Annotated in this window: 16 protein-coding genes and 4 pseudogenes; 13 read left to right on the top strand and 7 right to left on the bottom strand. The window is 59.2% G+C overall.

Going from position 1 to position 24,396, the window contains the following annotated elements; genetic code table 11:
- Positions 1-12 precede the first annotated feature (12 nt).
- Positions 13-1,002, top strand: a complete 990-nt coding sequence (locus AC1DKH_RS01790) for an isopenicillin N synthase family dioxygenase (protein WP_477797253.1) — start codon at positions 13-15, stop codon at positions 1,000-1,002.
- A 108-nt stretch (positions 1,003-1,110) separates the two neighbouring features.
- Here the strand turns inward: AC1DKH_RS01790 and AC1DKH_RS01785 are convergent.
- Positions 1,111-1,248, bottom strand: a pseudogene (locus AC1DKH_RS01785) (MFS transporter); the annotation flags it as partial.
- An 18-nt stretch (positions 1,249-1,266) separates the two neighbouring features.
- Here AC1DKH_RS01785 and AC1DKH_RS01780 point away from each other — a divergent pair.
- Positions 1,267-1,578, top strand: a pseudogene (locus tag AC1DKH_RS01780) (helix-turn-helix domain-containing protein); the annotation flags it as partial.
- Between the two features lie 43 nt (positions 1,579-1,621).
- On the opposite strand, the gene AC1DKH_RS01775 reads toward AC1DKH_RS01780, so the two are convergent.
- Positions 1,622-2,536: a LysR family transcriptional regulator gene (locus tag AC1DKH_RS01775; protein WP_477755868.1), complete on the bottom strand. Its 915-nt coding sequence runs from the start codon at positions 2,534-2,536 to the stop codon at positions 1,622-1,624.
- A 269-nt stretch (positions 2,537-2,805) separates the two neighbouring features.
- Between AC1DKH_RS01775 and AC1DKH_RS01770 the strand changes: the two genes are divergently transcribed.
- From AC1DKH_RS01770 to pgm, 4 genes are all read left to right on the top strand, one after another.
- Positions 2,806-3,828 (top strand): zinc-dependent alcohol dehydrogenase family protein, encoded by a 1,023-nt coding sequence (locus AC1DKH_RS01770; protein ID WP_477755869.1) that lies wholly within the window; start codon positions 2,806-2,808, stop codon positions 3,826-3,828.
- 554 nt (positions 3,829-4,382) lie between these two features.
- Entirely contained in the window at positions 4,383-5,873 is a 1,491-nt protein-coding gene (locus AC1DKH_RS01765) for a hypothetical protein (protein WP_477797252.1), read from the top strand.
- Between the two features lie 40 nt (positions 5,874-5,913).
- Positions 5,914-7,314 (top strand): aminotransferase-like domain-containing protein, encoded by a 1,401-nt coding sequence (locus AC1DKH_RS01760; RefSeq protein WP_477797251.1) that lies wholly within the window; start codon positions 5,914-5,916, stop codon positions 7,312-7,314.
- 113 nt (positions 7,315-7,427) lie between these two features.
- Entirely contained in the window at positions 7,428-9,074 is a 1,647-nt protein-coding gene (gene pgm / locus AC1DKH_RS01755; RefSeq protein WP_477797250.1) for a phosphoglucomutase (alpha-D-glucose-1,6-bisphosphate-dependent), read from the top strand.
- 164 nt (positions 9,075-9,238) lie between these two features.
- Here pgm and AC1DKH_RS01750 read toward each other — a convergent pair whose 3' ends face one another.
- Complete coding sequence (locus AC1DKH_RS01750; protein WP_477797249.1) at positions 9,239-9,934, bottom strand: pirin family protein; 696 nt, start codon at positions 9,932-9,934, stop codon at positions 9,239-9,241.
- Between the two features lie 279 nt (positions 9,935-10,213).
- Between AC1DKH_RS01750 and AC1DKH_RS01745 the strand changes: the two genes are divergently transcribed.
- A complete protein-coding gene (locus AC1DKH_RS01745; RefSeq protein ID WP_477797248.1) occupies positions 10,214-12,688 on the top strand; it encodes a UvrD-helicase domain-containing protein in 2,475 nt (824 codons plus the stop codon).
- A 140-nt stretch (positions 12,689-12,828) separates the two neighbouring features.
- Here AC1DKH_RS01745 and AC1DKH_RS01740 read toward each other — a convergent pair whose 3' ends face one another.
- Positions 12,829-13,101 carry a DUF1652 domain-containing protein gene (locus tag AC1DKH_RS01740; protein WP_477755487.1) on the bottom strand — a complete coding sequence of 91 codons (273 nt, stop codon included), beginning with the start codon at positions 13,099-13,101 and terminating at the stop codon, positions 12,829-12,831.
- Between the two features lie 264 nt (positions 13,102-13,365).
- Here AC1DKH_RS01740 and AC1DKH_RS01735 point away from each other — a divergent pair, with 264 nt between their 5' ends.
- From AC1DKH_RS01735 to AC1DKH_RS01725, 3 genes and pseudogenes are all read left to right on the top strand, one after another.
- On the top strand, positions 13,366-14,181 hold the full coding sequence (locus tag AC1DKH_RS01735; RefSeq protein ID WP_477797247.1) for a helix-turn-helix transcriptional regulator: 816 nt from the start codon (positions 13,366-13,368) through the stop codon (positions 14,179-14,181).
- A 50-nt stretch (positions 14,182-14,231) separates the two neighbouring features.
- Complete coding sequence (locus AC1DKH_RS01730) at positions 14,232-15,638, top strand: NAD(P)/FAD-dependent oxidoreductase (RefSeq protein WP_477797246.1); 1,407 nt, start codon at positions 14,232-14,234, stop codon at positions 15,636-15,638.
- A 64-nt stretch (positions 15,639-15,702) separates the two neighbouring features.
- Positions 15,703-15,822, top strand: a pseudogene (locus tag AC1DKH_RS01725) (spermidine/putrescine ABC transporter substrate-binding protein PotF); the annotation flags it as partial.
- A 45-nt stretch (positions 15,823-15,867) separates the two neighbouring features.
- On the opposite strand, the gene AC1DKH_RS01720 reads toward AC1DKH_RS01725, so the two are convergent.
- Together AC1DKH_RS01720 and AC1DKH_RS01715 are read right to left on the bottom strand one after the other, a co-directional pair.
- Positions 15,868-16,545: an MliC family protein gene (locus AC1DKH_RS01720; protein ID WP_477797245.1), complete on the bottom strand. Its 678-nt coding sequence runs from the start codon at positions 16,543-16,545 to the stop codon at positions 15,868-15,870.
- Positions 16,546-16,685: 140 nt separating this feature from the next.
- Positions 16,686-16,910, bottom strand: coding sequence for a YgdI/YgdR family lipoprotein (locus AC1DKH_RS01715; RefSeq protein ID WP_477755483.1), 225 nt, complete (start codon positions 16,908-16,910; stop codon positions 16,686-16,688).
- A gap of 194 nt (positions 16,911-17,104) precedes the next feature.
- Between AC1DKH_RS01715 and AC1DKH_RS01710 the strand changes: the two genes are divergently transcribed.
- From AC1DKH_RS01710 to AC1DKH_RS01700, 3 genes are read left to right on the top strand one after another with little or no spacing between them, the layout of a single operon-like run.
- Positions 17,105-18,772 (top strand): VRR-NUC domain-containing protein, encoded by a 1,668-nt coding sequence (locus AC1DKH_RS01710; RefSeq protein WP_477797244.1) that lies wholly within the window; start codon positions 17,105-17,107, stop codon positions 18,770-18,772.
- Entirely contained in the window at positions 18,769-21,057 is a 2,289-nt protein-coding gene (locus AC1DKH_RS01705) for an ATP-dependent DNA helicase (RefSeq protein WP_477797243.1), read from the top strand. The genes AC1DKH_RS01710 and AC1DKH_RS01705 overlap by 4 nt, the downstream gene beginning before the upstream one ends.
- A 13-nt stretch (positions 21,058-21,070) precedes the next feature.
- Positions 21,071-22,990, top strand: a complete 1,920-nt coding sequence (locus AC1DKH_RS01700; protein ID WP_477797242.1) for a hybrid sensor histidine kinase/response regulator — start codon at positions 21,071-21,073, stop codon at positions 22,988-22,990.
- On the opposite strand, the pseudogene AC1DKH_RS01695 reads toward AC1DKH_RS01700, so the two are convergent.
- Positions 22,968-24,329, bottom strand: a pseudogene (locus AC1DKH_RS01695) (cation:proton antiporter). The gene AC1DKH_RS01700 and the pseudogene AC1DKH_RS01695 sit on opposite strands and share 23 nt — an antisense overlap.
- Between the last annotated feature and the right edge of the window lie 67 nt (positions 24,330-24,396).

The following is a 24,396-nucleotide window of genomic DNA, read 5'->3' as shown; positions in this document are numbered from 1 at the left end:
AGGAGAGCCTACGTGACAGCGTTATCTGATATTCGTTTAGCTAGCAAGCAAACAGCTTTTACTGAAATTCCAATCATAGATGTGTCGCCACTTGTCAACGGTAATAATCCACTGCAGGTGGCAAGCAAAATAGGTGATGCCTGCGAAAAAGTTGGTTTTTTCTATATTAAAAATCATGGCGTTGAGCAGCAGTTGATAGATGATATGTACGCGCTTTCCAAGGAGTTTTTTAAACTTCCATATGAGGAGAAAGACGAACTTAATGTCGTAAACTCCGGGCTGACGCTACGCGGCTATATACCGATGTATGCGGAAAACGTAGACCCTGCTAACACCCGCGACTTTAAAGAGTGCTTTGATTACGGAGCTCATTACGATGAGGTTTCTCCATTTTTTGGCCCTAATCAAATGCCTTCCGCACTGCCAAAATTCGAGACGGTTGCCGACGCTTATCATTGCGCTGTATTGGCGCTCGCGAGAACGCTCATCGGCGGGATCGCGCTGAGTTTAGGTTTGCCACAAGATTACTTTGAACGTCTTCAGCGTAAGCCCATCACTATTCAGCGAATTTTGCGTTACCCGCCCCAGATTGGTAGGGTTTCCCAAGAGGAGATTGGTATTGGGGCTCACACGGACTACGGTTTCTTGACTGTCCTGTCCCAAGATGCAGTTGGCGGTTTGCAAGTCAGGAATCGTGCAGGGGAGTGGGTTACCGCACCACCGGTTGAAGGCACGTTCATCGTCAATATTGGTGACTTAGTTCAAACCCTAACCAATGATCGCTACACATCGACAATGCATCGCGTCATAAATACTAGCGGCCTGGAACGTTATTCCATACCGTTCTTTATTGATTTGGATTTCGATGCGGTTGTTGAGCCTGTGTCAACCTGCGTGAATGAGACTTTGCCTGCGAAGTATGAAGCGTACACGTGTGGCAAACACAAATTTAAGCGATTTGTTGATAGCTATGCGCACCTGAAAGAAATCGAGAAGGCATGATCGTTTTTCTGGCTACGCAGATGCTAATTGGAGGTCAAAGTCGCCAGCCTGCGAACGAATGCTCCACCTGAGCCACAAGAAACGCCTTGGCGTGTCTTGTGGTTTTTTTCAAGCGATGTCTACCGATGTAACAGGCTCCCGCGAGATTGCGCGTGCAGCCAGGAAGGCAAGAACAGCCGCCACTCCCAGCAACGCGGCGCTCAACTCGAAGGTCGCTCGATAGCCGCTCGAGTCAAACGCGATGCCGGTGCGCCGACGAGGGTCAAAGCCATCGATTGGCTGGAGTTGAATTACACCTCGGCCCTTCGCGTTGACGACCTTGCCGCCCGGGTGCAGATGAGCACGCCGACCTTCCACCACCATCTCCGCCAGCTCACCGCGATGAGCCCGTTGCAGTACCAGAAATGGCTACGGCTAAACGAGGCGAGGCGTTTAATGCTCAACGAGCGTCAGGATGTATCCAGCGCGGCTTTCAAGGTCGGCCATGAAAGTCCATCGCAGTTCAGCCGCGAATACAGCCGTCTGTTTGGAATACCGCCCAAACGAGATATTGCGGTGTTGCGAGGGGCAGGGTAGCGACATACATAGGTCATTCAAAAATTGGCCGTTGGCAACCCTTTCAAAGACTCTCAGGGTCCCCAAAAAACATCTGAATCCGCGACCGCAACCAGCGCTCCCCCGGATCGTTATCCTGCGACCCGCGCCAGGCCATGTGCAACTCGAAACTGCGCACCGGCAACGGCGGATCTTCGGCCCGCACACCGCCGGCGGCAGTCAGTGCATCGGCCGTGTAGTCCGGCACCGTAGCCACGATGTCGGTGCCCGAGAGCAGGGTGCTCAACCCGTTGAACTGCGGCACGGCCAGCACCACATGACGTTTGCGCCCGAGCTTTTCCAGTTCTTCATCTATAAAGCCGCTGAGGTCGCCGGCGAACGACACCAGTGCATGGGGGCGAGCGCAGTAATCATCCAGGCTCAACGGCCCTGGCACGGTGTCGGCGCGCAACAGCTTCGGCTGGCTGCGGCGCAGTACTTTACGCTTGGCGTTGGCCGGCAGGTCGGTGGTGTAACTGACACCGATGGATATCTCACCGGATGCCAGCAACCCCGGCATCAGGATGTAGTTGACCCTGCGCACCACCAGCACAATCCCCGGCGATTCGGCACGCAGGCGCTTGAGCAGCATTGGCAGCAAGGCGAACTCGACGTCGTCCGAAAGGCCGATGCGGAACACGGCGGTACTTGTGGCAGGATCGAACTCGGCCGCACGGCTGACGGCGGTGGAAATCGAATCCAGTGCCGGCGAGAGCAGGGCGAAGATCTCTACCGCCCTGGCGGACGGCTCCATGCTGCGGCCGGTACGCACAAACAATGGGTCATCGAACAAGCCGCGCAGGCGCGAGAGCGCTGCACTGATGGCTGGCTGGCCGAGGAACAGTTTTTCCGCAGCACGGGTCACGCTTCGCTCGTGCATCAATGTTTCGAAAACGATCAACAGGTTCAGGTCGACACGACGCAGGTCATTACGATTCATCTGGAGTCCTGGCAGGGTCAGCAAACTTGACGTGGGCAGCCATATGAGAACAATGGCCAGCAGGAATATTACGGGGAAAGGCTGGTACTCTGCACCGGGTAATTCAGATTTCCTGCAAAGGCGGCTCCAGTTTCCTACGACATTTCACGATATTGTCGCCGCCGCGGAATCAATGACAGGCATGTCGACTATTAATAGCCACAGATAGTGTTGGGTTGAAAGCCCAGCTAGAGTTCAAGGCATTAGAGGTTCAATTGGCGAGGTTTGCGATGTCCCGCACGATCCGTTTTCACAAGTTTGGTCCAGCCGAGGTGCTCAAATGCGAAGAGCATGCGGCGGCTCTGCCTGCACCGGGCGAAGTGCAGGTGCGCGTCGAAGCGATCGGCATCAGCTGGTATGACATTCTTTGGCGCCAGAACCTGGCCTCGTCCCACGCTCGTCTGCCTTCAGGCCTTGGTCATGAAATGGCCGGTATCGTCACCGCCGTCGGCGATGGCGTGGAAGACCTGGCCGTCGGTGACAAGGTTGCCAGTTTCCCGGCCGAAAGCCCGAACGATTACCCGGTCTACGGCGAGCAGATCGTTCTGCCGCGCTCGGCACTGACCCGCTACCCGGATGTGCTCAGCCCGATTGAAGCCAGCGTGCACTACACGCCGTTGTTGATTGCCTATTTCGCTTATGCGGATCTGGCACGGGTCAAACCCGGGCAGTTTGCCCTGGTGACCGACGCCAGTCATTGCGCCGGACCTTCGTTCGTACAACTGGGCAAGGCCCTGGGTGTTCGAGTGATCGCCGCGACCAAGTCAGCAGAGGAGCGTGAGTATCTGCTGTCACTGGGTGCCGAGAAAGTCATCGTCACCGAGGAAGAAGATCTGCTGATACGAATCAACAAGATCACCGATAACCGCGGCGTGGATGTGGTATTCGATGGTTTGGGCGGTCCGCAGATGTCGTTGCTTGGCGATGTGTTGGCGCCTCGCGGCAGCCTGGTGCTGTACGGCCTGCAAGGCGGCAACCAGACGCCTTTCCCGGCCTGCGCAGCGTTCCAGAAGAACATTCAGTTCTTCGTACACTGCATCGGCAACTTCACTGGCAAGCCGGAACTGGGCATCACCCAGGACCAGGTCGCACTGCAACGTGCCTTGCGCGACATCAATCAGCTGACCGCCGACCGCGTTCTGCTGCCGCTCAAGACTCGGGTCTTCCCGTTTGCCGAGTTTGTCGAGGCACACCGCTACATGGACGAATGCCCGTGTCGCGAAAGGGTCGCGCTGCAGGTCGATCCGGCATAACAACCGCCGCAATAGCCCACCCAAGAGTCCGTGCCCACGCGGACTCTTTCGTTTCAGTCCCCCGAAATCCTTCGATCCGCAGGCCGGTCCAGCAACTGAACTGGTTTTTGCTCGTAATCTGTAGCTTCTAATCAGCCACTAAGCCCTGATAATTGAATGATTACTTTCATCTCAAGGAATGAGTCATGGCTGGGTGTCAGGCTGAAACTTTTCAATGTGCGCCGTCGGTGCACCTCTCCAAACTAGAGTGTTGTTGTGTAGTTGCCAAAAAGACAGCGACAACTTCCTTCTTTATTTCTTGTATTAAATGTCTGTGGGATATTGTCGGAAGTTTCCTAGGACTGCGATTCAAGTCGAGCAAACCCTTGCCAGTCGGGCGCTACAGCTTCGCCTGCGTCGTTAAACCGAGGGGGCGCTACGAACGTTTCAAATGATCACCAGAAAATTCAAGTGCTAGCATTTGGCAATAAAGTCCATGACTCCATTCGCGCAGACAGTGCAACGGGATTTGCTGTCTGCGCGATGTTGAACTTACGAGTATCAGGTAAATAAAGATGACCAGCATCCATGACCAAGCGATGAACCATGTCTATCAACAAGTGCTGCAGCGATTGCTGGGTTTTTTCTCCCGTGCCGAACGCACTGCTTTGCAATTGTTGATTCAGCGTCTGACGGTAGCGGCGGGGGGCATGGAGCGCATTGGCGATTACAAGGTGTTGGCGATCCAGTCCGGGGGCCGTGACAACTGCTACACCCTGGCGCTGTTGCGTGCTGCGCAGTTGACCATTGCCACTCGGTCGCCAGCGACATTCCAGTTGCGCATCGCCTCGTTACGGTTGAACGGGGCAAGCGGCGCGGCGGTGGAAAACATGCACCGGACCAACAGCGCATTGTTTGTCTATGACGATCCCCGGGTCGAGGTGTTGATGGTCGATGATCGGGAAGTCTTGCCGTTCAACCACCTGACGCCGATCTCCGACGCCGGTCGCGAGTCCAATCGCTTGAACCTGCTGCTGATCGGCCATCGTCGGGAGTGGCGTGGCGGGTTGGACCTGTGGGATGACGGTTATCTGGCCACGGGAGAGTTCTACGGGCAAATCGCCCGCTGGGATAGTGGTGTCGACGCGTTGCTCATCAGTGACACGCCGCGTCAACAGAAGCAGTTCATCGACGGTTTGAAGCGTGCCGCCACCAAGGCAGGGCTCAAGCCTTCGCCCACGGGTGAGGTCGATTATGCGGGGTTGTTCGCATTGCTCGATGAACTGGGCAGCGACTGTTATCACGCGTTCTACGCGGATTACAGCCAGGCCCGGTGGCGTCCACAAGAGCGCTTCGAGACCTGTCGTCGTACGGCCTGCATCGACATCCACGACCTGCTGGTCAGCAACCTGGAAGAACGCTGGCCATTGCTGACTGAGTTTCTCCGGTTCCAGCCTGACGAACTGTCTGCGCAGATCAGCGACAACGAATTCGTCAGCCCGTCGATCTCGGCGCACGTCAGGGGGTTGCAAGCGTGCTACGTGCATGGCCGCAATTACGAGTTCGGCATTACGCAATACCTGCAACGCGCCTTGGTGATGATGCGCCGCAAGCGCTTGCCCGAGCGTTTGTGCGAGCAGGCCATCGAGGTCTTCGGTAACCCGGCGACACTGACCGAGCAGCGCGCCCGAGCGGCGGCCGAAGCGCAAAAGAACCTGGGCCTGAGCGAAGCACAGCTGGTGTGCCTGCTTTTTTCACCTTTCACCGAAAAAGGTGCGGGGCTCGAGCATTTCCTGCGTCAGTGCCATCCGGGCATGCTGGTGGCCATGCCCGAGCTGCACAAGGCCATGCAGGGGTACCCGGTCGGCGAACAGATCATGCAGTGGATGATTGATGTCAGCGGATTGCCCGTCAGCCTGATTGGCCAGCTTTACCGCATGGAGTGGACACCCGCAGGCGCTGGCGGGGTGGCTGAAGCAATCATTCAAAGGGCCGCGTCGCAAAATACGCTGGGCGATCCTGATGCCGACAGTACGTGGGTGGATGAATGGTCAGCGGGCCACTGAACGTGGGCGGGTTTTCAGCCAGTGCGGTTGGCCTTCGCCCATGAAAGGTCCACGAGAAACGGATTTCGCCTATCAGGCGGTTTATCGATACCTGGTCAGCCTGATCAACGAATCTGAAGGGGATTCGCCCATCCGCCTGCCGTCGCTGCGGCATCTGGCGGAGCGTCTCAATGTGTCGATCTCGACCATTCAGTACGCCTATTCGCTGCTTGAGAAAGAAGGGCGCGTCTATTCGGTGGCCAAGTCCGGTTACTACGCATTGCCAGTGTCCTCGATCAACCTGCAAGACAGCGGCAGCGATCTGCTGGAAGCCGTCTACGTCAATGCCAGGCGCCCGGGGATGCTGGTCTTGAGCGCCGATGAACCGGCGTTGCTGCAGCCGCTGGACAGTCCTTTGTTGCTGCTGGAGCGAGAGTTGCTGCGCCAGTATCCCCGCCAGCCGCAGTCGCCTTCGCAACCCTGCGGCGAGCTCGAATTGCGCACCGCCCTGGCTGCGCGCTACACCACGTCTCCAATGCGTTACTGGCACGCCGATGATGTCTACATCGGCGCAGACCTTCGCGGTGTACTGGAAATCCTGATCGCCGTGCTGGGCTTGAAAGATGCCACCGTGGTGGTCGAATCGCCGTGCGACTGGACGATCCTGCGTTTGTTTCAAACCGCCTGCGTGCGGGTGATTGAACTGCCCGTGCAGGCCGATGGCTGCCTGGATCCGGAACGGCTCAACATGCTGCTGGATACCGAACCGGTCAGGCTGGTGATGCTTTCATCGGCCCTGAATATGCCCCGCGGCAGCCTGGCGCCTGACGAAAACAGGCAGGCCATTGCCCGGCTTTTGGCCGCGCATGACAGCTGGGTGCTGGAAAACGACTGTTATGGTGAACTCGGATTCGACCTTGGCGGCGTGCGCTTTCGCGACTTGCTGGACCCTGAACGGCTGATGGTGTTTTCCACGTTCGAGAAAGTCATCGGGCCTGAAGCGCCCTATGGTTACCTGCTTTCAAGGCATTTGAGCGTTGAGCTGCAACGGCACTTTCTGCTGCGTTCGTTCCGTCTCTCGCAGATTCGCCAGAAAGCCATCGCCCGTTTGTACAGTAGCGGTCGCATCGATCAGCATCTGCTGGTGCTGCGACGGCTACTCAAGGAGCGCAAGAGTCAAATGACCCAGTTGTTGCAGGAGCGATTGGGTGATGCCTTGCATTTCGTCGAGCCGCAAGGCGGTGCAACGATCTGGATGCGCTCGTTGCGTCGGGTCAACGTACGTCGTGTGTTCCAGCGCCTGCTGGTGCATCAAGTGGTCATCGCGCCGGGGGAACTGTTCAGCCTCCACGGTCTGCACGGGCAGCATTTGCGCTTGAGTCATACGTTCGGCGGCGATCACAACCTGGCGGCCGCACTGGGACTGCTGGGGGATGCGCTGCGCCTGGAATCAATCGAGTGAGCGAGACAAAAAATAACAACCTGCGCTGTGTTGGATCGATCCCATCGCCTTGCGGTCCAACTGCCAGTAAACTGCGCCCCAATTCCTGAACCACTCTATTCCAGAGGTTTTGCATGACACTCAGTCCTTTTGCGGGTAAACCGGCACCGGCAGCATTGTTGGTCGACATCCCGCGACTGGTAACGGCCTATTACACCGGCCAGCCGGATGCCGCGATTTCGACCCAGCGCGTTGCCTTCGGCACGTCCGGGCATCGGGGCAGCTCGTTCGACTTGAGTTTCAACGAATGGCACGTGCTGGCGATCAGCCAGGCGATCTGCCTGTATCGCGAAGCTCAAGGCATCGATGGTCCGCTGTTTGTCGGCATCGACACCCACGCGCTGTCCACACCGGCCGGCGCCAGCGCCCTCGAAGTGCTGGCGGCCAACGGCGTGACCGTGATGATCGCCGAAGGTGACGAGTACACGCCGACGCCGGCCATTTCCCATGCGATTCTCTGCTACAACCGTGGTCGCACCACCGGCCTGGCGGACGGCATTGTCATCACGCCGTCCCACAACCCGCCGCAAAGCGGTGGCTACAAGTACAACCCAACCAACGGTGGTCCGGCCGATACCCACATCACCAAGTGGATCGAAGCCAAGGCCAACGAACTGCTGGCCAACAAGCTCGCTGGCGTCAAGCGCATCAGCTATGAGCAGGCACTGAAAGCCAGCACCACCCATCGCCACGATTACCTCAACACCTATGTCGCCGACCTGATCAACGTGATCGACTTCGACGCCATCCGCGATGCCAAGTTGCGCCTGGGTGTCGATCCGCTGGGTGGAGCGGGGGTGCGCTATTGGTCGGCGATTGCCGAGCATTATCGTCTGGACCTGGATGTGGTGAACAAAGAGGTCGACCCGACCTTCCGTTTCATGACCGTCGACTGGGACGGCCAGATCCGCATGGACCCATCGTCCAGCCACGCCATGCAAGGCCTGATCGGCCTGAAAGAACGCTTTGACGTGGCATTTGCCTGCGATCCGGACCACGACCGCCATGGCATCGTCACGCCGTCCGGTGGTTTGCTGGCGCCGAACAACTACCTCGCCGTTGCCATCGACTACCTGTTCCAGAATCGTCCGCAATGGCGCGCCGATGCCGCCGTGGGTAAAACCGTGGTCAGCAGCGGCTTGATCGACCGCGTGGCCAAGCGCCTGGGTCGCCGCCTGTACGAAGTGCCGGTTGGCTTCAAATGGTTTGCCGACGGCCTGTTCGATGGATCCCTCGGTTTCGGCGGTGAAGAAAGCGCCGGTGCCTCGTTCCTGCGCAAGGACGGCAGCGTCTGGAGCACCGACAAGGACGGTTTGATTCCGGCCCTGCTGGCCGCCGAGATGACGGCCCGGACCGGTCGCGACCCGAGCCAGGCGTATCGTGCCTTGACCGACGAACTGGGTGAGCCGTTCTCGGTACGGGTCGATGCCAAGGCCAATCCGGAGCAGAAAGCGCTGTTGAGCAAGCTGTCGCCGCAACAGGTCACCTCGACCCAATTGGCCGGCGAGCCGATCCAGAGCATCCTCAGCCACGCACCGGGCAATGACCAGGCCATTGGCGGTCTCAAGGTCATGACCGAGAACGGCTGGTTCGCGGCGCGTCCGTCGGGCACGGAAGACATCTACAAGATCTACGCCGAAAGCTTTGTCAGCGACGACCACCTCAAGCAACTGGTGGCCGAGGCGCAAACGCTGGTGGATGGTGCTATTTCCTCGAAGTGACGGAGGACCCCATCGCGGGCAAGCCCGCTCCCACAGGGTTAAATACAATCCCTGTGGGAGCGGGCTTGCCCGCGATGGCGGCGGTGCCAACACTGTAATACTTGAGCAAAAAAATGGGGGTGACCATGACAGTCGCCCCATTTTTTTGTCTGGCAATTACCGAATCACGCCAGGTCCACCAGAACGATTTCGCTGTCCTCGATGGCAGTTACCCGCAGCACCCGTTCATCGGCAACCGCTACACCATCTCGAGCTTGTGCACGTAACCCATTGACTTCAATGACCCCGGTGGCCGGCACCAGGTACGCACGTCTTCCGTTGTCCAGTTGGTACTCGGCGGACTCGCCGGCCTTCAGATTGGCCGCTACCAGCCGGGCATCTGCGCGGATGCGCAAACTCTGGTCGTCGCCTTCCTTGCCGCTGGCCAGGGTGACAAAGCCTTCGCGGTTGCCTTTCGGGAACGGCTTGGCGCCCCAGGAAGGGGCCAGGCCGGACTCGTTCGGGATGATCCAGATCTGGAAAATCCTGGTCGGCGTCGCTTCCAGGTTGTACTCGCTGTGGGCGATCCCGGTGCCTGCACTCATGACCTGGACGTCGCCCGCTTCGGTGCGCCCCTTGTTGCCAAGGTTGTCCTGGTGGGTGATGGCGCCTTCGCGGACATAGGTGATGATTTCCATGTCCCGGTGCGGGTGTTGCGGGAAACCGGTGCCGGGGGCGATCACGTCGTCATTCCAGACCCGCAGGTTGCCCCAGTTCATGCGCTTGGGATCGTAGTACTCGGCGAACGAAAAATGATGGTGAGCATCCAGCCAGCCGTGGTGAGCGCCGCCGAGCGAGTTGAAAGGTCTGAGTTCAAGCATGATCGTCTCCAGAAAAGGTTCGTCATGGGGCAAGGCGCCTGAGCCACGAAGCGAGACCGGTGAGTGATGACGGCCATCATCCAACAGGCAACAATCGATAAAAAGCGTAAAAAATGCAGCATTCCCATCGAATACATTGATATAAAACGAACTCGGAAGTTTCTCATCCAGCCTTCACTTCATCGCATAAGCCAATGAGTCATAAGCAATTCACTAGAACTCGAGAGCAAATGCAGACACCATAGCGCTCAACAGCCTCACACCCTGGAGTCAGTCCGCGTGCCGCAACACACCCCCGATCTTCCTCCCGAACTTCGCCCCTTGGCCGAGATGCCGTTGATCAAGCGATTGCTCGCCCGATTCTTCGGTTACAGCCTGACCCGCCTGCACGCACAGCATCGTGCGTCGTGGTTGCATGGCCAGGCCGACGGTTTTCGCAGCGGTCACAGCGCCGGGGTCGATTACGGCTACAAGGAAGGCAAGCTCGAGGGGCTGGAGGAGGGTCGGCAGGTCCTGCTGATCCGCGACTCGCGCGCCACCGAACACCGGCCACCGAATGTCGATGACCTGTTGTTCGACGATTGGCGCCTGCCGTTGAACGCCGAATTGAAGAAGCGCATGAAGGCGGATGTCGCCCGGTTGTTGCCAGCCCATGCCCAACCCAGCGCCGCCCAGTGGAAAATGATCTTCAGCGACACGCCATCCACCTCGGTGATCGCGGGCGCCGGTGCCGGCAAATCGACCACGCTGGTGCTGCGTATCTTGCTGTTGACCCATTACCTGGGCTTCGAGCTGAGTTCGATGACGGTGGTGACCTTCACTCGTGAGTCGCGCAAGGACTTCATCAATAAGCTGATCGAACTGTTTGCGCTCTGGGGGCGCGCGATCAGTTTCAAGGAGGCGCGGGACCTGGTGCGCACCTTTCACTCGCGGATCCTGCCGATGGTCCGCAGTCTTCCGGGTTTCGAGCGTTTGCAGGCATTCGAGAACCTCAGCCTGCGGGCTGCGCAGGGTGACGAGGAGGTCGACAGCAATCCGTTCGATCTGCGGATCAACGACGCTCAACGCCAACAGCTCAACGCCTGCTATCACCGTCTGCACAATGAGGATGAACGTTTTCGTGAGCTGATCAAGCCATTGTCCCGGCACGCCTTGCAACTCAGGGAGCTGGAGCGGGATCACCCGGATGTGCAGAAACGCATGGGTGTTACCGAACTGGCGGCCAAGCGCGATGAAGAACTGTGCGACGCCATTGAGGACCTGTGGTTTCGCGCCGGTGCCTGGCCCATCAAGGGGATTGAGCCGAATCGCCAGTCGTTCGATATCAACGGTTCGAAATTTCATAGTCACGGCTACATCCCGTCCCTGGATGCCTGGGTGGTGCTGGGGTTCGACCCTCGGGAAAACCCGCAGGTCACGCGACCAAACGCCAAGCTGTCGGTGCGCGCAGAGTGGGCAGTCAAGCGCACCCTGTTTCAAGCTTTCTGTCGTAAGCCATTGATATGGTTGGATAGCTACGAATCATCGAAACGTGTTTTGGCCTCGCTGGCGGGCGATGCCAGCGCCGGGCCGGGCTTCGATTACAAGGTCAAGGGCGAGCTCGCCTCCGCGCCGTTGCTCGATTGCTTTGTCGCCGCCGCCGGGTTCATCGAAAATCTTGGGCTGGACGTGCCGAGTGCCGTCGGCCAGATGAGTTTCGCCAAGGACGATCCCGACCGGTTCTTCTTCGAGGCCTTGAGCCTTTACTGGCGGGCGCTGGAAGATCACTTGCTCGATCAGAAACCGCCGATCATGACTTACAACCGGATGTTTGCGCTGTTCAGCGAGCATTCGCCGGAGAATCTCAAACTGCTCAGCGATGATCTGCTGCGACCGCTGTCACACCTGATGATCGACGAGTTTCAGGATGTCTCGCCGCAAATCGTCTCCTGGATCAGGGCCAGCCTGGCAGAGATCCGCAGTCGCGGGCCGGCCATGCATGTCGGACGCGGCGCCCAGCGTTCCTCGCTGCTCTGTGTGGGCGATGACTGGCAGTCCATCTATGGTTGGCGCGGCAGTTCGCCGACCTACTTCATGGAGTTCAACAAGGAGTTCCCGTCGCCGAGCACCACCAAGGTCATGCTCAGCGACAACTATCGCAGCCACCAGCACATCATCGATGCCGCCGAACACATCGTGCGTGCAGCACCGGCGATTGCCGGGAAGAAAGCCAAGGCTAGCGGTGAACCCAAGGCATTGCTGCCGGTGAACGTCCTTGATCGTGATGACCAAGGCATGGCCCAGCGCCTGATGGAACATTACCGAAAGGGCGATTCGATCTTGATGCTTTATCGAAAAAGTAGCGATAAGTCATTGATAGAAGAACATATTCAGTCTGTAGTTAATGTTGATTCTAGCTTGCCGTATGAGGCTCGCAGGCTCAAGCAACTGACGTATCACAGTGCCAAGGGCCTCCAGGCCGATGCGGTGTTTCTGCTGGGCGACTGCCAGCACCTGACCAGCTCGCCCTACAAGAATCAGGTTTACCGGATGGCGGGCCTGGGCAAGGCCGGTGACAGCGAACCCTACGACAACGCCCAGAAGGACGAGATCCTGCGGCTGGCCTACGTGGGTATTACCCGCGCCGTCAGCCATTGCTACTGGTACGTCGATGCGCAAGACACCCAGGCTGCGAACATGCCCAAGGCCTCCGACCGGGTGGGCAAGGGCAAGGCGTTCTTTGTCGATCATCGGCAGGGCAAAGCGTCGGCCTGAATTGCAAAGATCGCAGCCTTCGGCAGCTCCTACAGGGTGTACACCGTCAACTGTAGGAGCTGCCGAAGGCTGCGATCTTTTGATCTTTCCTTACCCACAAAAGCCCACCTGATGTGGGCTTCATTGTGCGCCTTTAGCCTTCAGGCATAACTCTTGAAGGCCTCCGGTGGTACGAAGGCTTGAAGTTCATCCTCCACCGCTTCGATTATCAGTTCTACATCCGCGGCATTCATGACGGTGGCGCAAGGAATACCGGCAATGGCGATCATGGTCTCGCCAGTGGCACGATCAAAAAGACGGGCAATCATGCTGCCCGGGGCGTCCATGCTCGCCTCGAAACCCATGGGATGAAAATGCCAGCGCATCAGCTGGCAGGCGTTTGGAAACGTGACCTTACTGAACCCTCTATTCATGTGTTACCCGCCTTCATTATCGAGCGCTTCCCTTAGCTCATGGTAGGAGGGAAGAACCTTCATTGGTTCAACCAGTGACAGTGTTTAAAAGTAGCATCCGGATGTAAAAAGAATGTGGATTTTTCAGTTCATTTGGCGATTGCCGCCATTTTTTTGATTCAGGTCACGCTTCGTTCGCATTTGCGCTCAAAAGCCTTCATCCGTTTAGTCGTTGAAGACAAGGCGCAAGTTGGGCAAGCTCGGTTTTTTCCGTCGAGATTTTCAATGCACGCCGATGATGATGGCCCGTTGCAAACCCAGGCCACGGGCGAGACGGTCATGCGCTATCACTTGCGCTGGAAGCACCGGGATCTGGACGGCGTCATGGCGCTCTATCACCCCGAAGTCCAGTACAACGACTTTTTCCAGAACCGGGTCATGGGCCGGGCCGAATTACGCGAATACGTGCGTAGCAGCATGCCCCGGGATCCGGACGAAGCGCTGGAGCACTCTGACCGCATTCGACTGGACGGCAACACCGCGTTCATTCAATACCGCATCACCTTGCGCGGCGGTGAAGGGCTGGTGTCGTTGCGCGCCAGTGAAGCGATCACCGTCAAGAACGGGCTGATCTGGCGGGTCAATGAATATGCCTCGTTGGTGCATGAACAACCTGGCAGCAAAACTTCCAGTAACCAGCGCCCGGCGGTCAGCCGGCTCGGCCTGTCGCCTCGCCAATTGAGCTTCATGGCCGATGACCTGCAGCAGTATTTCCAGCGCCAACAGCCGTATCTTGCCCCGGAGCTTGATCTGCAACAGGTGGCGAAGGAGTGCGGGTACAGCCGCAATCAGATTTCCTATCTGTTGAATCAGGTGCTGGGCCAGAGCTTCTACCGCTACGTCAACCAGGCACGCCTGCAACACTTGCTCGCGGCGCTGGATGACGCCACACCGCCTGTGCGTATCGATGAGCTGGCGTTCGCTGCCGGATTCAATTCGCTGTCAGCGTTCTACAGCTGTTTCCGCCAGCACACCGGCCAGTCACCCAAGGCCTACGTCAAACAAATTTCTTTGCGTGCACGCGCGCAAGACAGCGCCTGAGCCCACGCACTAGGATCGACGCCATTGAAGTTTGAGTGACGGAGTCTTGCATGCCGGCGTGGCGCACTATCAGTTTGTGGATGGACCAGCTCGACGAGCCTTTGTTGGCGCGTCCGGCGCTGGAGCGGGACCTGGATGTCGACGTGGCAATCATCGGCGCGGGCTACACCGGTCTCTGGACCGCGTACTACCTCAAGCAGCACAAACCGGACCTGAGCATTGCGATTGTCGAAGCGCAGACCGCCGGTTTCGGCGCGTCGGGGCGCAATGGCGGCTGGCTGATGGGCAACTTGCTGGGTGAAGATCGCCTGCTGGCAGACCTGCCGGCGCAAGAGCGCCGTGCCTCTTACGATTTGTTGCACAGCATTCCAGACGAAGTGGAGATTGTCCTCGAACGTGAGGGGATCGACTGCGATTACCGTAAAGGCGGAGTGCTGTACTGCGCTGCGCGCTATCCGGAGCAGGAGGCCAGCCTTCGCCACTACCTGGACGATCTCCACCGCCAGGGCCTCAACGACAGCCACTATCGCTGGCTGAGCCCGGAACAACTGGCGCAGCAGATCCGCGTCGCCAAACCCTACGGCGCAATCTACGCGCCGCACGTGGCGACCATTCACCCGGCCAGGCTGGTCCGAGGGCTGGCCCGGGCAGTGGAGCGCCAGGGGGTCAAAATCTATGAAAGCAGCCCGGTCACCCATTGGCAGTCCGGCAGCCTGCGCACGGCGAAAGCGTCGGTGCGCAGTCGCTGGGTGGTGCCGGCGGTAGAAGGCTACTCCGTCACCTTGTCGCCACTGGGGCGTTATCAGATGCCGGTGCAGAGCCTGATCGTCGCGACCGAGCCATTGTCGGCGGCCACCTGGGACGAAATCGGCCTGAGCCGCGGCCAGGCGTTCAGCGAGGCCAGTCGCCAGGTCACCTACGGTCAGCGCACCGCTGACAACCGACTGATCTTTGGCGCCCGTGGCGGGTACCAGTTCGCCGGCAAACTGCGCCACGACTTCGACCTGACCACTGACGAAATACACCTGCGGCGCTACCTGTTCGGCGAGCTGTTCCCGCAGTTGAAGAACGTGCAGATCACCCATTCCTGGGGCGGCAACCTGGGCATGTCCCGGCATTTCCAGCCGCACATGCTTTGCGATCGGGCCAACGGCATTGCCCTGTCGGGCGGCTATGGCGGGGAGGGTATTGGTGCCAGCAACCTGGGTGGCCGCACGCTGGCTGACCTGATCCTGGGCCGCGACACCGATCTGGTGCGCCAGCCGTGGGTCATCCCCCAGCGCGGCCTCGACGCGCTCAGGGCCTGGGAGCCGGAACCCATCCGCTGGCTCGGCTACAACGCAATCATCCGCAGCTTTGTCCATGAGGACCAGACCCTGGCCAACCCCGCGACCGCGCCCTGGCGGCGCAAGCTGGCCAGCGGGGTGGCCGGTTTCATGGAAGGTTTCATGCACTGAACAGCGTCTCTACAGCGACAGGTACTCCCATGAGCATCACGCAATTCAAGAACAGCGCAACCCTGAAACCAAGGTTTACCCAAGTCCTGAAATGATGGGCAAGCTGTTTGCGCTGGAGGCCATGCCTCTGAATATCGATCGGGGGCGTACGCGAGTGTGGAACAAGATTCGCACCGGCAGTTGAAGCGGTGAGCGGCCATCGGGACAGGACGTCCCGATGCCATCGTCCTCAGCCGACCGGCTCGCCTGCGCAACTCATCTGCCCTGAACCGGGTATCTGGAAAAACACGTCATCGCCGATTTGCCAGAAGCTGTAGTTGCCTTTGTAATCCTTGCCCGTGTACTGGGTTCCGGAATTGCTCGGCACCTGGTCCAGGGTGATCGAGGTGTTCGCCCATTTCAGGAACACAACGCCCGGTTCGACCGTAAAGAACGTGGCGGCAACCAGCGGGCTGAGCCCTGCGCAATGAAAGGCAATGGGGCCTTCGGTGCGTCTGCTTGGGTCTTTGGTTCTGGCAATGGCCGAACCCTGGCGCAATTGATGCGCGCGCTCGGCATAACTGCGAATGACGCAGGGCCTGGCTTGCGCGCCGCTGTCACACTGGTTGCGGGCGTCGATCCAGAACTGTTGATCAACCTCGACTTTATCCGGGCGCGGCACCGAATGTTCATCCGTGAGCGCCAGCAGATAAAGGCGATTGAGTTCCAGGTCCATCTGCGCCAGTTGGGCGTCATGACAGATGAGCTTTTCGGCGGATGCCTGGGGCGAGGCGCAATCGAAACTGGTTTTGTAAGTTGGCAAGGGCTTCGGTTTTGCCTTTGCCTTTGTGGCAGCGTCACACACGCTCGCAGTCACGCACGCGCTGACGGCGAGCAGAGAGGCCAGAAGTGGCGTGACCATTTTCATTTCGACGTCACCTGAGAATCTTTACGTGATGCCCGTATTGCACCGCATCGTGTCGAAGCGTTGCACAGTCATTCGGTCGCACGGGGTCTGTCGAGTGTAAAGCAGTGCTCGAAACCTGCCACATCGTGCCAGGAGAAACGTTAGTCTTCCTGGCGAATCGTCGCCACGTCATCGGCCCTGACTTTGACCTTCGCACCCGAAATGTCCTCAAACTCGAAGAACCCGTCGCTGGTTTTGGTTTTCGGCATGTCTTTGGTCAGGTACTGAGTGCCGTTCTGCAGCGTCACCACCGTTGGCGTCGAGCAACCGGCCAGCGTCAGCAGGGCCGCTACCGCCAGGGGCAAGCCCAAAGTCTTGATATCCATAATCACCTCCATAGGTTCTGAAGCAGCGCCATCAATTCGATGGCTGTCACTGCACCTCTATGGCGGTTGGTGCCACCGGGGGGCAGAAAGTTCTACTGCTCGGGAAAAATTCCGTACAGCGCCATTTATCCTTTTCCGATTGCACCGGGCAGGGTGGAACTGGTATCTGTACGCATAACCAGTACTCGCTCGCCATGGCCCATTTCCCTGTGACTGCAAATCCCCTCGACGATCCGTTCTATTACCTGAACAACTTCATGCAAGTGCTTGATTGGCTTGAGCAGCGCTCTAGCGATGTGTTGAGCGTCGAAGAGCAGCATTTCATTCATGCGTTCAAGGGGGTACCCCGTGAATCGCAGGCACTGCTGGTCAGAATGGTCATGCGCAAAGGCGTTCATTTCAGGGCGAGCAAGCTGCATTACGACGAAATCGGTGATATCGGCACAGCCGCCGGCCCGCTGCTCGAACTGGGTTGGGTCGACAGGCAAATGCCAATCACCATCGACGAGCTGTTCGAGGTGCTGCTCAAGGCCGAAATCCTCCAGACCTTTGCCGCTGCCATCGAGCAGCCCAAAGGCAAGAAAACCGACTGGCTGCCGACGCTGAGCGCGCAATTTCCCCAGACGCAGAGCTTCAACGACTGGTGCCCGTGGCTGGACGAGCGCCTGTTCAGCCTGACCATCATGGCGTTGTGCGATCGCCTGCGCCTGATGTTCTTCGGCAACCTGTACCAGGACTGGTCGGAGTTTGTGCTGGCCGACCTGGGCATTTATACCTACGAAAAAGTCGAGTTCTGTGCCGAGTCCCGTGGCTTGCGCAGCCGCGAAGACGTGGATGCCTGTGTCCTCCTGCACGCGTACCAGCAACAATTCGAGGCCGGTGAAGCGCTGGAAGAGGTGGTCGAGCGCATCAAGGGGTTGGTGCTGGACAACCCATGGTTGCAACGGCGGCGCGGCAAGCTGCTGTTCCAGATGGGCCAGTATTGCGAACGCATCGCGGATTTCGCCATGGCCCTGCACCTCTACCGCGAATGTGCCTATCCGGGCGCGCGTTCGCGGCTGATTCGCGTGCTGGAACGCAGTGGCGAGTTTGAGTTGGCGCTGGAGCTGGCCGCAGAGGCCGAACAGGCGCCGGAGAGCGCCGCCGAACAACAACAGCTGCTCCGTGTGCTGCCGCGCCTGCGGCGCAAGCTCGGCGGGCCGCCCATCAAGCGGGCAGCGCCTCGGGAAATGCAGCGTCTGGACCTGCAACTACCAAGAGTCGATCCCGCAGTGTCGGTCGAGTTTTATGTTCAGGCGCATCTGGCTGAGGATTCGGCGCCGGTGCACTACGTCGAAAACAGCCTGGTCAACTCGCTGTTCGGCTTGTTGTGCTGGCCGGCGATTTTTGCGCCTTTGCCGGGCGCGTTTTTTCACCCGTTCCAGCGCGGGCCGGTGGATTTGCTCAGCGAAGACTTCCATGGCCGTCGGGCCGAACTGTTTCAGGCGTGCCTGGCCGAACTCGACGACGGGCGCTACCGGCAGACCATCCGCGAACGTTATGTCGCCAAGTGGGGCGTGCAGTCGCCTTTCGTGTTCTGGAGCGTGCTCAGCGAAGAACTGCTGGAGCAAGCCCTGGATTGCCTCCCGGCCGAGCACCTCAAGCACTGGTTCAACCGTTTGTTGCTGGACATCAAGGCCAATCGTGCCGGCATGCCGGACCTGATCCAGTTCTGGCCGCAGCAAAAGACCTACCGCATGATCGAAGTCAAAGGCCCGGGCGATCGCCTGCAGGACAACCAGTTGCGTTGGCTGGAGTTCTGCCACGAACACCAGATGCCGATTGCCGTGTGCTACGTGCAATGGGCGGAGCCGGGCGCTTGAGCTACAGCATTGCGGTGCGGGCGCTGTGTGAGTTCACCGCCAAGGCCGGCGACCTCGATCTGCGCTTCACACCGTCACCGACCGCGCTGGAAGGCATTGTCGGGCACCGTACGGTGGCATCGCGACGCAGCGAGGGTTACCAAAGCGAAGTCGCCCTGGAGAGCCAGTATCGAACCTTGACGGTCAAGGGCAGGGCGGACGGCTATGCCCCCGGGCAAAACTGCCTGGAAGAGGTCAAGACCTACCGCGGTGATTTGAGCAAGCAACCGTCCAACCACCGCCAGTTGCATTGGGCCCAGGCGAAAATCTACGGCTGGTTGATGTGCCGGAAACTGGATCTGCCTCAAATCAACCTGGCGCTGGTGTATTTCGACATCGTCAGCGAAAAGGAAACCTGCCTGGTCGAGCCTTTCGATGCCATGGAGTTGCAACAATTCTTCGAATGGCATTGCGCGCGGTTCCTGCAATGGGCCGAACAGGAAGTCGCCCATCGAGAGGGGCGCAATCGGGCGGCGCAGCGTCTGGCGTTTCCCCATGCCGACTTTCGACCGGGGCAGCGCCACCTGGCCGAGTCGGTGTTCAAGGCCATCAGCACGGGGCGCTGCCTGATGGCCCAGGCACCCACCGGAATCGGCAAAACCCTGGGCACCTTGTTCCCCATGCTCAAGGCGCTGGCGCCACAGCAACTGGACAAAGTGTTCTTCCTCACGGCGAAAACCCCGGGACGCAAACTGGCCCTGGACGCCGCGCAAGTGATTCTTGCCAGCGCCGGTGCGCCGCCGTTGCGGGTGCTGGAGATGATCGCCCGGGACAAGGCCTGCGAACACCCGGACAAAGCCTGCCATGGTGAGTCGTGCCCATTGGCCCGGGGTTTCTACGATCGCCTGCCCGCCGCACGGCAGGCGGCCAGTCAATTGAGCCTGCTGGACCAGAGCGCCTTGCGCGAGGTCGCCCTGGCGCACGATGTCTGTCCGTATTACCTGAGCCAGGAAATGGCGCGCTGGGCCGACGTGGTGGTTGCCGACTACAACTATTACTTCGACTTCAGCGCCTTGTTGTTCGGTCTGGCCCAGGCCAACAACTGGAAAGTCGCGGTGCTGGTCGACGAAGCCCATAACCTGGTGGAACGCGGCCGGCAGATGTACAGCGCCAGCCTCGATCAAGGGACCCTCAATAGCGTGCGCAAATCCGCACCCGAAGCGCTGAAAAAGCCGATGCAGCGGGTCAACCGCGAGTGGAATGTCCTGCATGGCGCGCAAACCGGTGCTTATCAGGCCTATGACAAGGCGCCGGAAAAGCTCCTTCAGGCACTGTCGTCTTGCAGCGCCAGCATCGGTGATTACCTGAACGATCACCCTCAAGGGCTGGACAGTGCACTGCAGGGTTTTTACTTCGACATGCTGCATTTTTGCCGGGTGGCCGAATTGTTCGATGAACAGTTCCTGTTCGACATCAGCAAGCGTGACCTCGAGCGCAAGCGCAACCTCTCGCAGTTGTGCCTGCGCAATGTGGTCCCCGCCGGGTTCATCCGCCCGCGCCTGACCGCCGCGCGCAGCACGGTGCTGTTTTCCGCGACCCTCAGCCCCCGGCACTATTACGCCGATTTACTGGGGACACCGGCGGACACGGTGTGCATTGACGTCGAGTCGCCGTTTCATGCCGATCAACTGCAAGTGCACATCGTCGATCAGATTTCCACCCGCTTCGTGCATCGCCAGTCCTCCCTTGAACCGATCGTGGAGTTGATCGCCAGACAGTTCAGCAAACGTCCCGGCAATTACCTGGCGTTTTTCAGCAGCTTCGATTATTTGCAGCAGGTGGCGCAGTTACTCGCCGAGAAGCATCCGCACATCAGTCTGTGGTCGCAGTCCCGAGGCATGGGCGAAGCGCAACGTCAGCAGTTTCTCGATCAATTCCACGCCGACGGCCAGGGTGTCGGCTTTGCGGTGCTGGGCGGGGCCTTTGGTGAAGGCATCGATTTGCCCGGTGCCCGGCTGATCGGCGCATTTATCGCCACCCTGGGGCTGGCGCAGCTCAATCCGGTGAACGAGCAACTGAAGCGGCGCATGGCCGCCATTTTTGGCGCCGGTTACGACTACACGTATCTGTTTCCCGGCGTACAGAAAGTGGTGCAGGCTGCTGGGCGGGTCATCCGTACGCAACAGGATCAAGGGGTGGTGATGTTGATCGACGACCGTTTTGGCGAGAGCAAGGTCAAGCAATTGCTGCCGCGTTGGTGGGCTTTCCAAAATCCCGGTATGACCCATACTCCAGTGAAACTATGAGGCGGTGGGATCAATGAGCGAAGATCGAACCAAGGCCAGTGCCATCGAAGACGGTCGTTTTCGGCTATTGATCGATGCGGTGATCGACTACGCGATCTACATGATCGATACCGATGGCATCATTACCAGCTGGAATGCCGGCGCCAGGCGTTTCAAGGGGTATGAGGAGGCCGAGATCCTCGGCGAGCATTTCTCGCGCTTCTACACCGATGACGATCGCCGTGTCGGCTTGCCCCTGCGGGCACTGGACACGGCGATCCGTGAAGGGCGTTTCGAGGGAGAAGGGTGGCAGGTGCGCAAGGACGGCACACACTTCTGGTCCCATGTGGTCATCGACCCGATCCTCGACCCGTCGGGCACATTGCTGGGGTTTGCCAAGATCACCCGGGACCTGACCGATCGCAAAATGGCCGAGGAAATCCTCAAGCAAAGCGAACAGCAGTTCCGTCTGCTGGTGCAGAGCGTTACTGACTATGCGATCTATATGCTCTCGCCGGACGGACACGTGAGCAACTGGAACCTGGGCGCCCAGCGCATCACGGGTTACTTGCCGGAAGAAGTCATTGGCCAGCATTTTTCGATGTTCTATACCCCGCAGGATCGCGATGCCCGCGAACCACAAAGGACGCTGGACATCGCCATTCGTGAAGGGCGCTTTGAAAACCAGGGCTGGAGGGTGCGCAAGGATGGTACGCGGTTCCATGCCCATGTCATTGTCGATCCGATCCGGGGCGACACCGGCACCTTGCTCGGTTTTGCCAAGATTACCCGGGACATCACTGAAGTCACCCAGGCGCAGCAGGCGCTGGAGCAAACCCGGGAGGCCTTGTTCCAGGCGCAGAAAATGCAGGCCATCGGCCAACTCAGCGGCGGCATCGCCCACGACTTCAACAACCTGCTGACGGTGATCCTCGGCAATCTGGAAATCGTGCGTAAACGGGTGACGGACGATCCAAAAATAACCCGCCTGATCGACAACGCCACCCAAGGCGCCTTGCGCGGGGTTTCCCTGACCCAGCGCATGCTGGCGTTTGCCCGACGCCAGGAACTCAAATCGGAACCGGTGCGGATACCGGCATTGGTGGAAGGCATTTCCGGGCTATTGCGCAGCTCCCTCGGTCCTTCGGTGAACATCGAAGTACGCTTTCCCGAGGATCTTGAACCGGTGATGGCGGACGTCAATCAACTGGAACTGGCCGTACTGAACCTGGCAACCAATGCCCGTGACGCCATGCCCCATGGCGGGACCATCATCTTCAGCGCCAGAACCGATGAAGTGACCGACAGCGCCACTTCATCCCTTGCGCCGGGGCGTTACGTTTGCCTGAATGTGACTGATACCGGCGAGGGCATGGATGAAACCACGCTGGCCTCGGCGATGGACCCGTTCTTTACCACCAAGGGCGTCGGTAAAGGTACGGGCCTGGGGTTGTCGATGGTCCACGGTTTTATCGAACAATTGGGTGGGCGCTTCATCCTCAAAAGCAACAAGGATCAGGGGACGACGGCCGAGTTGTGGTTGCCGGTTGCCACCCAGGGCTCGGTGGTTCAGCCGGTAGCGCAAACTCAGGCCATGGAAGTGCCCCGCCTGTGTGTACTGGTGGTGGACGATGACAGTCTGGTGTTGACCAGCACCAGCCTGCTGCTCGAGGACCTCGGACACCGGACCATCAGTGCGGCTTGCGGTGCCAGGGCACTGGAACTGTTCGACAGTGAACCGGATATCGATCTGGTCATCACCGACATGGCCATGCCACAGATGAGTGGCGCGCAACTGGCCAATGCCATCAGGAACATGCGACCGAGTGTGCCGATCATCCTCGCCACCGGTTATGCCGAGCGGCTGGAAGGCTTTGCCGCCCATCTGCCGCGTTTGTCGAAACCTTTTACCCAGCTCAACCTGGTGGAAGTCATTGCTTTGGCGATGAAGTGACGCGGCGGTTGCGCTGTTCATAGCGGGCAAGCAGCGGCTGGGTGCTGATACCGTGGACCAGAATGCTCAGGGCGACCACCGAGAGCGTCAGGTCGGCACACACCGTTGCCACTGAAGGCACCAGATCGTGGTTCAAGGCATAGAAAAGGTAGTAAAAACTCCCGATGCCACGAATGCCGAACCAGCCGATCAACCAGCGTTGCGGGCCATTGAGCAGCGACCCCCACGGCATCAGCCAGACCGTCAGCGGGCGAATCGTCCCGAACAGCACCAACGCGACCAGCAGCGCCCGCCAGTCCCAGTGTGCGATCAGCACAACCCCGAGCAAGGTGACCAGAAACACTTCCATGGCCCGTTCCACCAGGCTGCCGAACGACAACATGTCGCCCATCATGATCCCGGCCGCGACTTGCGTGTCTTCCAGGTGGTCCACATTGCCGAGCACGGCCGCTTGGGGTTCGGCATTCTGATGACCGACCACCGCTTGAACCAGGTGCTCGGCCGGCGTGTGGGCGTCACTGCTGGTCTTGACCTCGGCCTGGCGCAAGCCCAGGCCAGCGGCAAACACCGAGAGAAACCCATAGCCGCCAATGGTTTCGGCCACGACATAAGCCAGTGCGATCAGCGCCAGCGCCAGGTAATCGTTGGGGGAAAACGTGCTGTCGGCATTCTTGATGCGCATGAACAAGGTCAGGCGGCCAATGCCGCGGCCCATCCAGTAACCGGTCAGCAGTCCGACGGGCACGGCCCACAGCAGGCGCTCGAAGATCCAGTCCTCCAGACCGCTGGCAAAACTGCCGTTTTGCTGCAACAACAGCAGTCCCAGAATCACAAACGGGAACGCGATGCCGTCGTTCAGTCCTGCCTCGCCCGAGAGTCCGAACCGCACCGGATCGTCATCCTTGGCGTCATTGACCTGAACCAGCGAGGCCAGGACCGGATCGGTCGGCGCCAGTATCGCCCCGATCAGCAGCGAGGGCCCCCATGCCAGTCCGAAAGCGAAATGCAGCAGCAGGCAGACTCCGACAATCGTCAGCACCATCACCGGTCCCGCCAGAACGAACGCCACTCGTCATTGGCGATCACGAAGTGCTGGTCGCAGCTTTAGACCGCAGACAAACAATGAAAACAGCACCGCGACTTCCGTCAGGTGCTCGATCCAGAATGACGACTCTTTGATATCCAGCCTGAGCAAAACCAGGCCCGCCGGACCGATGGCGACGCCCAGTACCAGACACACCGCCGAAGTGGTGACCGGCATCCAGCGCAGGTACGACGAGGTCAGTGCCAGCGTCAGCAACACAGCCCCCAACACCGCCACCCAGGTAATGAAGCTCATGGCTCAGATCTCGAAACAACCGCCAGTGCAGGGCTATAGGCTGTTGAGCATCGCGGGCTTGGGTCGG

It is taken from the genome of Pseudomonas sp. 05L36 (genome assembly GCF_056398125.1).
Note: the sequence above shows the minus strand (reverse complement) of the source record. Positions and strands in the feature narration are given on the sequence as shown.